This is a genomic window from Pseudomonas cichorii (assembly GCF_003700275.1).
Taxonomy (GTDB): domain Bacteria; phylum Pseudomonadota; class Gammaproteobacteria; order Pseudomonadales; family Pseudomonadaceae; genus Aquipseudomonas; species Aquipseudomonas cichorii_B.
In genome coordinates this window covers 25,672-37,760 of the sequence record NZ_RBRE01000094.1, presented here as the reverse complement: position 1 = coordinate 37,760, position 12,089 = coordinate 25,672, and the positions used below count along the sequence as shown (strand labels likewise).

Annotated in this window: 14 protein-coding genes; 9 read left to right on the top strand and 5 right to left on the bottom strand. The window is 56.4% G+C overall.

The window, feature by feature from the left end; genetic code table 11:
• Positions 1 to 22: 22 nt before the first annotated feature.
• The gene (locus tag ALQ04_RS25590; protein ID WP_122318592.1) at positions 23 to 295 is read left to right on the top strand and encodes an HU family DNA-binding protein; all 273 of its coding nucleotides are present in this window, start codon (positions 23 to 25) and stop codon (positions 293 to 295) included.
• A gap of 129 nt (positions 296 to 424) precedes the next feature.
• On the opposite strand, the gene ALQ04_RS25585 is transcribed toward ALQ04_RS25590, so the two are convergent.
• Positions 425 to 694, bottom strand: a complete 270-nt coding sequence (locus ALQ04_RS25585) for a LasR-specific antiactivator QslA (protein WP_122318591.1) — start codon at positions 692 to 694, stop codon at positions 425 to 427.
• 169 nt (positions 695 to 863) lie between these two features.
• On the opposite strand from ALQ04_RS25585, the gene ALQ04_RS25580 reads away from it, so the two are divergent.
• The 5 genes from ALQ04_RS25580 (at position 864) to ALQ04_RS25560 (ending at position 5,417) form a co-directional block, all read left to right on the top strand.
• Complete coding sequence (locus tag ALQ04_RS25580; RefSeq protein WP_122318590.1) at positions 864 to 1,118, top strand: helix-turn-helix domain-containing protein; 255 nt, start codon at positions 864 to 866, stop codon at positions 1,116 to 1,118.
• 108 nt (positions 1,119 to 1,226) lie between these two features.
• Positions 1,227 to 2,183 carry a TIGR03756 family integrating conjugative element protein gene (locus ALQ04_RS25575; RefSeq protein ID WP_122318589.1) on the top strand — a complete coding sequence of 319 codons (957 nt, stop codon included), beginning with the start codon at positions 1,227 to 1,229 and terminating at the stop codon, positions 2,181 to 2,183.
• Positions 2,180 to 3,550, top strand: coding sequence for an integrating conjugative element protein (locus ALQ04_RS25570; RefSeq protein WP_122318588.1), 1,371 nt, complete (start codon positions 2,180 to 2,182; stop codon positions 3,548 to 3,550). Before ALQ04_RS25575 ends, ALQ04_RS25570 begins: the two co-directional genes overlap by 4 nt.
• Positions 3,551 to 3,553: 3 nt before the next feature.
• Positions 3,554 to 3,862, top strand: a complete 309-nt coding sequence (locus tag ALQ04_RS25565) for a hypothetical protein (protein WP_122318587.1) — start codon at positions 3,554 to 3,556, stop codon at positions 3,860 to 3,862.
• 10 nt (positions 3,863 to 3,872) lie between these two features.
• Positions 3,873 to 5,417 (top strand): conjugal transfer protein TraG N-terminal domain-containing protein, encoded by a 1,545-nt coding sequence (locus ALQ04_RS25560; protein WP_122318586.1) that lies wholly within the window; start codon positions 3,873 to 3,875, stop codon positions 5,415 to 5,417.
• Positions 5,418 to 5,426: 9 nt separating this feature from the next.
• Here the strand turns inward: ALQ04_RS25560 and ALQ04_RS25555 are convergent, their stop codons facing one another.
• The 3 genes from ALQ04_RS25555 to ALQ04_RS25545 all read right to left on the bottom strand — a co-directional run bounded on the left by ALQ04_RS25555 (position 5,427) and on the right by ALQ04_RS25545 (position 7,313).
• Positions 5,427 to 5,810 (bottom strand): DUF3742 family protein, encoded by a 384-nt coding sequence (locus ALQ04_RS25555; RefSeq protein ID WP_122318585.1) that lies wholly within the window; start codon positions 5,808 to 5,810, stop codon positions 5,427 to 5,429.
• Between the two features lie 178 nt (positions 5,811 to 5,988).
• Positions 5,989 to 6,582, bottom strand: coding sequence for a hypothetical protein (locus tag ALQ04_RS25550; RefSeq protein ID WP_122318584.1), 594 nt, complete (start codon positions 6,580 to 6,582; stop codon positions 5,989 to 5,991).
• Positions 6,582 to 7,313 carry a hypothetical protein gene (locus ALQ04_RS25545; protein WP_122318583.1) on the bottom strand — a complete coding sequence of 244 codons (732 nt, stop codon included), beginning with the start codon at positions 7,311 to 7,313 and terminating at the stop codon, positions 6,582 to 6,584. Before ALQ04_RS25545 ends, ALQ04_RS25550 begins: the two co-directional genes overlap by 1 nt.
• 438 nt (positions 7,314 to 7,751) lie before the next feature.
• On the opposite strand from ALQ04_RS25545, the gene ALQ04_RS25540 reads away from it, so the two are divergent.
• Positions 7,752 to 8,081 carry a hypothetical protein gene (locus ALQ04_RS25540; protein WP_122318582.1) on the top strand — a complete coding sequence of 110 codons (330 nt, stop codon included), beginning with the start codon at positions 7,752 to 7,754 and terminating at the stop codon, positions 8,079 to 8,081.
• A 130-nt stretch (positions 8,082 to 8,211) separates the two neighbouring features.
• Entirely contained in the window at positions 8,212 to 9,171 is a 960-nt protein-coding gene (locus ALQ04_RS25535) for an ArdC family protein (RefSeq protein WP_122318581.1), read from the top strand.
• 129 nt (positions 9,172 to 9,300) lie between these two features.
• Here the strand turns inward: ALQ04_RS25535 and ALQ04_RS25530 are convergent, their stop codons facing one another.
• Entirely contained in the window at positions 9,301 to 9,498 is a 198-nt protein-coding gene (locus tag ALQ04_RS25530) for a hypothetical protein (RefSeq protein WP_007901093.1), read from the bottom strand.
• Positions 9,499 to 9,718: 220 nt separating this feature from the next.
• On the opposite strand from ALQ04_RS25530, the gene mobH reads away from it, so the two are divergent.
• On the top strand, positions 9,719 to 11,443 hold the full coding sequence (gene mobH / locus ALQ04_RS25525) for a MobH family relaxase (RefSeq protein WP_122318580.1): 1,725 nt from the start codon (positions 9,719 to 9,721) through the stop codon (positions 11,441 to 11,443).
• Positions 11,444 to 12,089 lie beyond the last annotated feature (646 nt).

The following is a 12,089-nucleotide window of genomic DNA, read 5'->3' as shown; positions in this document are numbered from 1 at the left end:
CAGCCAGCGGAAGGAGTCACACATGAATAAAAACGATCTGATCGAGGCCATAGCGAGCTCCGCTGACCTCCCGAAGTCCACTGCCGGGCGCGCACTGGAAGCCCTCACAACTATCATATCCACTTCGTTGCAAAGCGGTGAGAACGTCACCTTGGTTGGTTTTGGCACCTTCGCGGTAAAAGCACGTGCGGCACGCGACGGCCGTAACCCTCAGACTGGGGCCACCATCAAGATCGCAACGGCCAAGACGCCCAGCTTCAAGGCCGGTAAATCGCTGAAAGATGCGGTGAACTAGACGCTGGTAGCGATGACCCAATACCAACTCTCCGAGCACTGGTATTGGGGCGTGAGCAGCCGAAACGCTTGCTGAACATCGGGAGCCGTTCAAGCCATGTGTATGAACGCGTCTTAAACGTCGTTTTTCTCAGCTTTGATTGGGCTGGGGGGCACTGCTCAGCCGCTGCTGAATCCTCAACAGGAATCCAGCTTCAAAAGCATCTTGGCAGTCACCGACTGGAAAGGTCTTGCGGGTTTGCGCCAACGCCCACCACAGTGGAATCTCGCCGGGCGTATCAAGCCAAGCCTGAGCGCATTGCACGCCACGTTCGATCATCGGGGCAAACTCGCTGCCCCAAGGTGTCAAAAGACTTGGACAACCATCCGCAGCGGGAATTGAAAGGTAGTTTTCGTTCATACGCACCCTGGATTTCTGATTTATTGTTAGACGCTGGGCCCAGCTTCGAAAATCTTAACGAAACCAAATGAACGCTCGATAACAGGCATGAGCATCAAATGGCCTAGATCAATGTCAATGTAGACTATATCCCGTGGATTGAGAGTCCCTCAAGGCGCAATTTGCGCGCATGACTCAAGACTACGAACAGCTTCGTCTGCATCTGTCGGAAAACATCCGCTGGATGAGACGCGTGAAAAACCTGACCCAAGAGCAACTTGCGCTCATGGCCGAGGTGGATCGCACCTACGTCAGTCAGATCGAACGATGCACGGGCAATCCGTCGCTGTTGGTCCTGTGCAAACTCGCCAATATTCTCGAAATCACCACGGATCAGCTACTTACGGAACCCGATATGTTGCGCAGCTTCCTTCACGTCAAATAATAGTCTCACGCCTCACAAAATCGATACACCCAACTTCATTTTATCTACTGACAGTCTCCCGCCCGAAACCGAACCTGACCTGGCTATTTACCTAATTGAGCCTGGATCATGCCTGCTGCCTGCTCTTCAATCACGCCCCCAAAGCTTCGGCCCTTGGCGCTGAGCATCCTGCTGGCGTGCGGCCCAAGCATGGCGCTGGATACCAGCAGCATCACCGCCTCTGTTCTTTCGCCAAATTGCCTCGCCTACAGGGTCGCCGGTATTTGTTTCTGGCTGCTCTGCACGCCCTTCGGCTGCACAGTCAAAACGTCGACCAAGGTGCGTCATTTCATTCCTGAACTGGTGGTCTCGAGCTACGCCACCACTGGCAACAACCCCTGGATCGAAATGGCCACCCTCTCTTCTCCCATCAGCGGTGCGGAAGGTGGCGGCAACCTGATCACGCCGAACACCCACCGTGACAACCTGCCCCGTTTCAAGAACGTCGATGGCATTGGCCACCCCGGTGGCTGGGCCGCCACGCAACTGGCTTCGCAAGCCGGCTATGCCTGCGCCAGCGGTGCGACTGCGTTCATGCCCTACTACCTGAGCACCCTGGATTCACTGGCCTGGCGCCATGGCATCCCAGAAAGTTTCTACCCCGAGTCGCTCATGCCGGGGATCCGTGAAATCGGTCGTCAAGCTTCGGGAAACATGTGGGGCAGCGTCTATCCCCGTCAGGGCTTTCTGGTACAGCCTGACGACTTCAAGGCGGCCGCAGTCATGGCGCAACGGACCGGCGATGTAATCACCCGTAACGGGCAACCGCATGTGTATGTACCGCTCACGCCCGCCAAACGCGACGGCTACTGGCCGCCTGGCCCGATCATTGAAAACGACGCTTCGACTCACAAATGGCAATTGCTCTCCCCCCAGGTTCAGCCGACGTGCGCCATCTTCCCCAGCGGTCCAATCCAGAGCGCGGATGGCGGCTATGCCTGGTCGCTGTGGCGTCCCTATAGCTGCTGCAAACGCGAAGGACAGACCTTCCTGTTCAGCATCGATTTCGAAGGCGGTGCTTCATGAGTCAGCTTCGCGCGCGACCCTCCTTGGGCGTGATGAGTCTGTTGCTCTGCATGGCCACGCATGCCCCCGCCACCGAGGGCGATTACCGCCTGGGTACTCAAGGCGAAGTGCTCGACGACCGGGTGATGTACACCCTCGGTGGCGGCTCGGCAGTCGGCTCACCGAGTTCGTTCTACCGACCCAGCGGTCTCAGTGTCGGTGGGTCCTGGCGAGCGAACATGATGTGCGGCAACATGAGCCTCACCAATACCCTGCAAAACCAGCTGAACGGTGCCACCGAAGGTTTCCAGCAGATCATGGGCAGCGTCGTACAAAACGCGACCCAAGCGGTGATGTCGCTGCCGGCGTTGATCATCCAGCGCGCCAACCCCGGTCTCTATGAGCTACTGAGTAACGGGGTGATGCAGGGCCGCATCGACTTCGATCGTTCCAAGCTGACCTGTCAAGCCATGGCCGAGAAGATGGCCGACAAGGTCGGTCAAGCCGGCTGGGGTGCGCTGGCCACAAACCAGGAGATGCAGAGCAATCTGGAGCACACCGGCGGTGATGCAGTGGCCGCGGTGAAAAACACCGAGACCCATAACGGCAACAACGGGGTGTCCTGGGTCGGCGGTTCGAAGGCAGGAGGTAACGGACAGACGCCCATTCGGGTGACCGCCGACGTGGTCCGCGCAGGCTATAACCTGCTGCATAACCGGACGGTGGATGACAGTGCCTCGATCAGTAGCAGTGATTGCCTGGGAGGGGCTATTTGTCAGACCTGGGCTTCGCCCCAAGAGGAGTCCGACTGGGCCGTTCGGGTGTTGGGCGAGAGCGAAGTCGCGACCTGCGACACCTGTGAAACCCTGCGTGCTACCGCTGGCAGCGGATTGACGCCGCTGATCCAGGAGGCCTACAGCGAACGCCTCAAGGCCCTGCAAGGGCTGTTGTCCGGTTCACAGTCGCCTACCCCTGACAATCTAGCCAAAGCCTCAAGCCCAATGCTGCCGGTGACCCGTGGCGTGATCGAAGCCCTACGCGACGATCCTGACCAGGATCTGCTGGCGCGACGCCTGGCCAGCGAGACGGCCCTGTCCAGTGTACTCGACAAGGCACTGCTGCTACTGCGCACGCTGCTGGCAGGCAGTCACGAACCGAACATCGCCTCCGCCGAGCCGGCCCAAACCGCCTTGACGAAAAACATCGACGCTCTGGAGCGCGAAATACGCCTGCTGCAGACCGAACTGCAGGTCCGGCAGATGCTGGCCACCAACACCGCCAGCCTGGTGCTCGACCGCCATGCCGGTGGTGCCGATGCTTCGCGTACCGTCGAGCAAGGCGACCCCGAACCTGGTCGACTCAATGACGCTGACGCCAGGCGCAAGTGAGCCATGAAACGCTCACCGCTAGTCACTTTGCTTTCGAGTCTGGGGATTGCCGCGAGGATGATCCTGACCGCCGCACTGATCGCATGGATCGCCCGTGCTGCGCTGGGAAGTTTCGAGGCCTGGCAGCAGGCATTCGAATCTGTACGGCCCTATTTACGGTGGTGGCGTGCCCTGCTCTACGGCGCCCTCTTTGCGCTCTGGTGGAATCTGCTTCGACGCTACCGACACCGACCACAGGATCGGCTACGCGTGAAGCGCATCGGGGTATTTGGGTTCGTACTCTTTATCTGCGTAGAACTCACCCGATTGTGAGGCCACCACCATGCTCATGAGCACCAACAGTTACTTGGAGTTTTACCTCTCCCTACTGGCCTGGATCATCAACAACGGAATCTGGAGCGTCATGTCCGATACCGGGCTGTTCGCCGCGCCCTTCGGCGCGATTATCTTGCAAGAGTGGCTGTCGGCCCGTCAGCAAGGCGCAGATGAAGGTAATAAAGGATTACTCTCGGTGCCTCGAATTGAGAACCGGCTTTGGCTGGCCTACATTGTCGTATTGTTCGGCTGCGCGCCGGTCTTTCCGCTAAACCTCGCTTCAATGGCGTTCGATGATTCAGCGAGCCAACGCTGCGGTGTCAGTGTGGCCAAGCCAGCGGAAACCGCCTGGGGAATCACTTTCAACACCATCGGCGAACGCTCTGCCAATGTGCCGATCTGGTGGTTTCTTGTACACGCCTTGAGCAAAGGGGTGACCGCGGCGGCCACTGCCTCCATCCCCTGTGCACCGGATATCCGGCAGATGCGCATGGAGATCGACAGTTCGCGCATCGATAACCAGGTATTGCTGCAGGAAGTCGCCGACTTTACTCGCTACTGCTACGGCTATTCCCGTTCTCGGCTGTTCACCAACCGTCCTCAGTTGGAGAAGGCACAAAGTCATGATGCGTCCTGGATCGGCTCACGCTATTTTCTCGACACTCCAGGCTACTACGACACCGATCGCTCACGGACACCACGAGTCAGTTGGCCCTACGATGAAACCCGCGATATTTCCCTGCCACGGCTGGGGAGCGGCGCGGGCTACCCCACTTGCAAACAGTGGTGGAGTGACAGCGGTGTCGGGTTGCGAGCTCGATTAATCGAGCAAGTTGACCCTTCGCTGCTGACTCAACTGAAAGGCTGGTTGACTGGCCGCTCAAGCCACGAAATCGAGGATACCACCCTGCGCGAACTGGTCAGCCCGCGCCAACAATCGATGTCCATGTCGCCCGGACAGGTGTACCAGGACTATGGCGCCAGCGCTCGTGGCGGCTCGATCAATCAGGGGCTCAATAACCTGGCCACCAACACTGGGCTGGCCCTCGGCTCCTTCAGCAACTTCCCGGCAATGAATGCACTGCGCGCAGCACTGCCGATGGTGCAGGCGTTCCTGATCATGGGCGTCATCATCAGCTTGCCGCTGATCTTGCTGGTCAGCACCTACCAGCTAAAGACCGTCATGACGGTGACGTTCGCGCTGTTCACGCTGCACATGCTGAGCTTCTGGTGGGAGTTAGCACGCTGGGTCGACTCCAGCATGCTCGACACCTTGTACAACCAAGTGTCGACTTCCAATCAAGTGCTGTTGTCGCTGCCCACATCTGGACTTATGGATGGGACCGTCACCGCGCAGGTAATCGAGTACGTGATGGGGGCAATGTTCGTCGTGCTTCCGATGTTATTTTTGGCTGCGATGAGCTGGGCAGGATATAGCGTTGGCTCAATTGCCGACGGCATGCTTAGCAAAGGAGCAGCTCAAGCGCAGGACGCTGGTGCAAGGGGTGCTGGAGCTCTGATGTCTGCTGGAAAAGCCTTGAGGAAGGGGTGAAAATCTCTACTACAGGTCTTTTAAATCAGGCTGACCGGGTGCGCGGCCATACTCATACTCACCATATGGGTCGTCATATGCTTTGTACCGAAGAGCATCCTTAGGTTTGATAGGCGTTCCATTGGCTATGGCCCAACACAAGACAATAAGGATCATCACCGATACGGTGAACCATAAGCTCACTAGAAGGAGTCCGGCGGCTATTGCCAACTTGATAACTAGAAAACTCCCGCGAACAAGTAATTTACCTGCGGGCATTCCTGCCGTCTCCGCACCCTCGACCACGCGGGATTCAAACGCTTTCAACTTACGGTAACCACGCTTCACCGACAGACCACAGGCGTACGCCCAGCGGTGGGCACGTGAACTTTGAACAGGTTGCTGAGTCGGCATGGTCTCGCCCTCTTCTGAGCGTTTTCACGGTGAGGCAAGGGTATTAGCCTACTACTGAAAGCGGTCCATATCTGACCGTTTATCAGTTTGCTCAGACGGCGCCGCCAGCGTTGATATGGGCTGCGCGTTGAAAACAGCCCCTGTATCTTAGCCCGCCAAGAATAGGCCCCGTAAACGGCTAGTAACCTTTCGGTATGCGATAGGTCTTACCCTTTTTCGTGCGGTCTTCGAAAAAGTCCGCATGCTCCGATTCGTCCGTGCGTATGCAATCGCGCGTCTGGCCATTCCCAACATTGCATTTCGACCACTCAACCCGACTGCCTAATTCGTCCAGCCTCGCCACCTCGCCTCGACGCGCTTTTATTTCGTCTAACGACGGCACCCACAGATAGAGAGACGCTACTACCAATGCAAGGATCGTAGCTTGCGCCGACAGGAAGTAGAGCCAACGCCTGCCATTCAATTTTTTTGCTGCCCTGCTGTACAGTTCAGCAGCCCGCTGAGCGGCGGTATCTGCCTCGGTGAATCTTTTGCTCAACAGCTCAGCGGCTTGATTCGCAGTTGCCTGTGCAGAACTCTCGATACTCTGCCTGACGCCAGCCTCGAGTCGAACAAGCTTCTTCTCGACGCTATCCTGCAGCTCACGCAACGCATCAGTAGCCCGTCGAGACTTGCTCTGGTCGATCTCTACCGCTTCGAGAACTTTGCGAGCCGCGCCAAAGAGGGCCTGAAAATTTCGATCATGCGCTTGTTCTTGACTTGTTACGGGCATCAATATCTCTCTAAAGTTGGACCTTTTAGGTCGGGCATCTCGTAATCTGGTTGCTTCATCTCTCTCTCAAGGGAAAGATATCGCTCTTGGCTGTACTCGATCCATTGTTTGTGGGACAGGTTCAAATCCATCAAGTCCTGTAAGGCGGCGAAATGCAGACCTCCGCCGCTGCCGGCCACCAGCACCAATCCGCCTGTTCCGGTCTCCTCTGGCCCCTGTGCAAGCCGCACCAAATCGATGTAGTCACGCTCAGCCCTTGTGATCTCAGCCGACCTGCGTTGCAGAATGCCAACAGCCAGCTCCTCGATAAAATTTTGGAATCTCTCGGCTGACTTAGGCCTTTGCCTGGCGCCTTCGCCAAATGCATCGAGATAGGGCTCAATGCGTGCCGACAGTGCAACGCTGGGAAGAGGTGCAGTTTCAATGTACCAATGCACCCGCCGCGAAGTACCGAGCAGGTCCGGCAATTCGTCCAATTTCTCAGAAAAAATCCGAGATAGAAACTGGTGACGACCAGCCTCTTTTTTTGACTTGTTAGCCTCGGTCTTAAACTCGATCAAACGCACAGTGCCAGGGAATGCCATCAGCAAATCCCCCAATCGTTTATCGTCTGGCGTTTGTTGAAGCAAGTTCACCATGCTTGGTAACTGACCGGATCTCAGCTGTGAACCAAGAGCGAACCCCAGCCCGTAGAGAAAATTTCCGATAACCACATTTTCATACAACTTCATTGAACATCATCACCCTAGTATCACGCCCTTTAGAAGCTTGCCGGTAGCGCTCCAAGCCTAACCGCTTGTCAGTCAATCCGGTCGAAAAAACAAGGCTGGCTTTCAGTAGACTCAGTTCGTCTAACGCGTTGGTTTATCTCGTTGCTATTCGCGAACAGCTCGGCTAAACCCAGGGTACGGATCGCTGTTATAGACAGCACTTTCCCAGGTAGCCAGAACCTTCAAGGCTACGTCACTTCGATGATGGTTCTTCCCAAGTGCGATTAGCGTTCGGTGGCTCGCACGGTGACCGTTGCTACGGTGATGAACGCCTACTGCTCATCTAAGTGCCTTCCGAGCTTCGCTCGCCAGGCACGCTTCTTGTTTTTCTTCAACCCACTGCGGGGAAATCTTTCCCGCACGGGACAGGTTTCTTCGCGTTTTCAACGGAGACATACCATGCCCGACTCACTTACACCGGAAACACTGAACACCCTCCGGTTGCCCATCGTGTTCACCCCTGGCGCGTGGCAGCGCGCAGTAATGCTCGAGCAATCCGATCACGCTGAGAAGCTGCAGGTCGATCGGTTGAGCCAAGTATTGCGCGCAGCCTTCGAAGCCCACCTGGCCTATCCACAAAAGCCCTATGTGCTGTTCGAGGTAGTCCACATTGAACCAACCGATCAATTCGACCACGACCCGTTGCTGCAATTGAGTCTCAGCCTACTCCAAGAACCGGGTCAGCCTGGCGCCTTACTGATAGCGCTTGCAGGAGAACACCAGCGCTAAGCGCAATGGGCGGCGCCCACCTCCACATTCGGATGGTATGCAGGCCTGCATCAATCCAGCCCATCACCCACCGGGGAACCCTCCCCCGGCGGGCAAGGCGTTCCTCCATTTTTCTCTCGAGGAAATTGCCATGCGCGATATCTACCAAGACGTAACTGACAAGATCGTTACCGCGTTAGACCAAGGCGTTGCTCCCTGGATCAAACCCTGGTCCTCAAGTGGCTCCGCTTACATCGGCCATCAACCCTACCCCATCAATGCCATCACGCGACGTCCGTATTCGGGCATCAATTTACCGCTGCTCTGGGCCGAGGCCAGATTGCAGGGGTTCACTCAAGATCGTTGGCTGACCTTCAACCAAGCTAAAAAGGCCGGTGGGCACATCCGTAAGGGTGAACACAGCACTCTGGCTGTGCTCTACAAGCCTAGGGAGCGCGAGGAACAGACTGAGTCAGGCCAACCCGTACTCGATGAAAACGGTCAGCCTAAGGTCGCTCACTTCGGCATTCTCAGGACACATTTTCTGTTCAACATCGAGCAAACGGAAGGGCTCGAGATGCTCAATGGCACCCTGCTCGAGACGGAACAGAGTGATCCCTTCCAGCCCAACAGCGCCGCGGAAAATCTGCTTTTAAGTTCAGGTGCACGCATCGTTCATCGGCCTGCCGACGAAGCCTTTTACCATCCGATCAGGGATCTCATCCAACTGCCGACAAAGGCACAATTTCACGATGAAAGCGGGTACTACGCCACGGCACTTCATGAGCTGACGCACTGGACCGGGCATCACTCTCGGTTGCAGCGCGAAGGCGTGACGTCAGCCTGTCCGTTCGGCTCGCCAGGCTACGCGTTTGAGGAGTTGATCGCCGAGATGGGCGCTGCTTTTTTATGTGCCTACGCCGGTATACAGGGGGAGCTACGGCACGAGGGCTACATCGACTCCTGGCTCGGCCTGCTCAAGGCTGACAAACGCGCGATCTTTCGCGCCAGTGGTCAGGCCCGAAGCGCCTCGGATTATGTACTCAACCTGGAGCAGCAACTGAAGCAGATGGTAATGGATGACTCACGATGCATGAACGATGGAGTTTGAGCGTTAACTCACCGTTGCAATCGCATCACAGAGCCCAACGCGAGTTGGGCCCTGTGATGCGCCCAGAAAAATCCCATGCCGTAGTGCTCTAATGCAAAGAGTCAGGGATGGGCACACACTCGCAGCCTGTCATTCCGCATCCAGGTTCTGCGCCAGAAAATCCACCAGCTCGAGCGGACTTCGGCTATCGATTACCTTGTAGATCAGATCACGTTTACTGCGCGGCAACTTCTTGACCACGCTCTTCGCCGAGGCCCGGACGGCTTCGTCGGTCCCATGGATACGTGCCGCGAGCAGCAGCACAAGCGTGGCGTCAGTGAGGTTCATGGCAAGACCTAAAAAATATGCACCGCAGTGTATCGATTCTTTTCTTTTCCGTACTAGCCCCAAAAAATGATGCCTAGGAGAATCCATATTACGATTGCCGCACAAAGGGACACGAGCCAAAAGGACGGGTAAGGGTTGGAAGGGAATGGGCACTCAAGGGTAAGAGCGCTATCCGAAAAGGCTAAAAGGCCACTGACCCAGCCACTTCCCGGAGGTCACGATGCTAAGTCTGTTTCGCCACAAAAGGCAGAAGCCACCTCCGCCACCGACCGTCAACGTCGCCGAAGGTTACCTACCCGTTGAGTCGGCCCACAGCTTATTAGCGGCGGAGCACCGCCGTCAGTTGCTTGATCGGATTTGGCAGTACACCGCCCTCTCCCACGCGCAATTCATCCAGCTCTATTTAAATCCGATCCATCGCTACGCCGAACAGGTCCAGCAACTCCCGGCCAGCGAGACGCACCACCATGCTTATCTCGGCGGCATGCTCGATCATGGCCTGGAACTGGTCGCGTGCAGTTTGAAACTACGTCAGTCGTATCTGCTGCCCACCGGCGCCGCGCCCGAAGACCAGGCAGCCCAGACTGATGCCTGGTCCGCCGGCATCGCTTATGGCGCTTTGCTGCATGACATCGGCAAGATCGCCGTGGACCTGCTGGTCGAACGCCAGGATGGCCGTCTTTGGCATCCTTGGCAGGGTCCGCTGGATCAGCCCTACCGTTTTCGCTACCTCAAAGGTCGCGACTATCACCTGCACGGTGCCGCCGTTGGCTTGCTATACACTCAAATTATCGACCGTCCTATCTTGGACTGGCTCAGCGGCTTTCCGTCACTGTGGGCCAGCCTGCTGTATGTCCTGGCGGGCCAGTACGAACGTGCCGGCGTGCTGGGTGAGTTGGTGATGCAGGCCGACCGAGTTTCCACCGCACAGAACATAGGTGGTAACCCGAGCAAGGCGCTGCAAGCGCCGATTCATTCGCTGCAACATCACTTCATCAGCGGGCTGCGTCATCTGGTTCAACATGAACTGAAACTCAACCAGCCGGGTGCCGCGGGTTGGCTCACTCAAGATTCACTCTGGCTGGTCAGTAAGACGGTCACGGACAAGCTGCGAGCCTATCTGCTGTCGCAATCAATTGAGGGCATTCCCTCATCCAACATCGCGGTGTTCGACGAACTGCAATCGCATGGGCTGGTCGAGTCCACACCAGAAGGCAAAGCCATCTGGACCGCGCTTATCGCGCAGGGAAACTGGCAGCAGAGCTTTACCTTTCTGCGCATTCAACCGGCATTGATATGGGGAAGCGAAGACCGCCCAGAAGCTTTCAGCGGAACAGTGAGCATTGCAGTCGATGACCACCCGACTGACGTTCCGGCACCTGCACTGGCCCCCAAGGCAGGCGGAACAGGATCGCATCAAAACCAATCGCTGGAAGATCCTATGGCGATGGAGGATGCCGACTACCTAGGAACGTTGCTGAACATGTTCGAATTGGCAGACCCCAAGGCCAGTGGCGCACCGTCAGAAAGCGCTGTCGAAATCTCAAATCCCCCTTCGAATAACCCTGGTCAGGTTTTCCTAAATTGGGTCAAGGAAGGCATCCTGAGCCACAAGTTGATCATCAACGACAGTAAGGCAAAAATCCATACCGTAAGCGGAACTGTGTTTCTAGTAACACCCGGCCTCTTCCAACGCTACGCTCAGGAGTTTCCTGGTATCTCACAGGGTGCCACTCAAGAGATTGAAGAATGGCGTTGGGTGCAGAAGCAGTTTGAGAAACTGAAGGCCCACAGAAAACGTGACGATGGCTTGAACATATGGATCTGTCAGGTCGAAGGTCCTAGGAAGAAAGCAAATCTCAAAGGTTACTTACTCGAGACACCGGCGTTGTTGCTCAACATTGTGCCTGCCGACAATCCTTTTCTTAATATCGTCAGTGCTTAAATTTCCATAGCAGGCTATTGGATCCCTACGACGTTCTGTATCGCGAGTACTTGCCAGCTTTCGTCCTCTGCACTCAGTACTTTCACGATCAATAACGGTCTTTGCGGCCTCATATTTTTTTTCAATTCGATGCTTTAGCCACAACTGCACCTGCTTTCGAACTCTCACATCCCCCAAGTCGTCAAGCACCGTAACCGCTCGTGCCCCAGGCTGTAGCGAATCGCCACTGCGGCCATCCACCTCAACCGCTTGTCCAACCCGGAGAGCGGCTGTGATGAGACTCTGCCATCGCGCTCCCTCTTCAGGGGCGGGTAGGACCGTCGCTCGATCACCACTTCGGGTCGCCTAGCGCTAGAGAGCGTTACGCGGTGGGTAGTGGAAGATAAGTCCTGCTACGGTAAAGTCCGAACGTCACCAATTGAACTGCAGCAATGCTGGCCACGCCCTCTTCGTCTGGACATTCTAGCTACTCATCGCCGCACGGCTTATGATGATGGCAGCTTGGCATTGCCCCGCTTCCTTGTCGGAGCGTTTAGGAGCTACGCAGCTTTTCTAACAACGGATGGATCCTGGGCTCCGCGATTCGCGAAATGGTCGTCAGGACTTACATTCAAGAGGAAAGTACGCTTCCCGCACAATGTCAGTC

What these genes read in the sequence shown, in the direction of transcription:
- ALQ04_RS25590 (WP_122318592.1), top strand. Translation starts at nt 23, where the DNA reads ATGAATAAAAACGATCTGATCGAGGCCATAGCGAGCTCCGCTGACCTC.
- ALQ04_RS25585 (WP_122318591.1), bottom strand. Translation starts at nt 694, where the DNA reads ATGAACGAAAACTACCTTTCAATTCCCGCTGCGGATGGTTGTCCAAGT.
- ALQ04_RS25580 (WP_122318590.1), top strand. Translation starts at nt 864, where the DNA reads ATGACTCAAGACTACGAACAGCTTCGTCTGCATCTGTCGGAAAACATC.
- ALQ04_RS25575 (WP_122318589.1), top strand. Translation starts at nt 1,227, where the DNA reads ATGCCTGCTGCCTGCTCTTCAATCACGCCCCCAAAGCTTCGGCCCTTG.
- ALQ04_RS25570 (WP_122318588.1), top strand. Translation starts at nt 2,180, where the DNA reads ATGAGTCAGCTTCGCGCGCGACCCTCCTTGGGCGTGATGAGTCTGTTG.
- ALQ04_RS25565 (WP_122318587.1), top strand. Translation starts at nt 3,554, where the DNA reads ATGAAACGCTCACCGCTAGTCACTTTGCTTTCGAGTCTGGGGATTGCC.
- ALQ04_RS25560 (WP_122318586.1), top strand. Translation starts at nt 3,873, where the DNA reads ATGCTCATGAGCACCAACAGTTACTTGGAGTTTTACCTCTCCCTACTG.
- ALQ04_RS25555 (WP_122318585.1), bottom strand. Translation starts at nt 5,810, where the DNA reads ATGCCGACTCAGCAACCTGTTCAAAGTTCACGTGCCCACCGCTGGGCG.
- ALQ04_RS25550 (WP_122318584.1), bottom strand. Translation starts at nt 6,582, where the DNA reads ATGCCCGTAACAAGTCAAGAACAAGCGCATGATCGAAATTTTCAGGCC.
- ALQ04_RS25545 (WP_122318583.1), bottom strand. Translation starts at nt 7,313, where the DNA reads ATGAAGTTGTATGAAAATGTGGTTATCGGAAATTTTCTCTACGGGCTG.
- ALQ04_RS25540 (WP_122318582.1), top strand. Translation starts at nt 7,752, where the DNA reads ATGCCCGACTCACTTACACCGGAAACACTGAACACCCTCCGGTTGCCC.
- ALQ04_RS25535 (WP_122318581.1), top strand. Translation starts at nt 8,212, where the DNA reads ATGCGCGATATCTACCAAGACGTAACTGACAAGATCGTTACCGCGTTA.
- ALQ04_RS25530 (WP_007901093.1), bottom strand. Translation starts at nt 9,498, where the DNA reads ATGAACCTCACTGACGCCACGCTTGTGCTGCTGCTCGCGGCACGTATC.
- mobH (WP_122318580.1), top strand. Translation starts at nt 9,719, where the DNA reads ATGCTAAGTCTGTTTCGCCACAAAAGGCAGAAGCCACCTCCGCCACCG.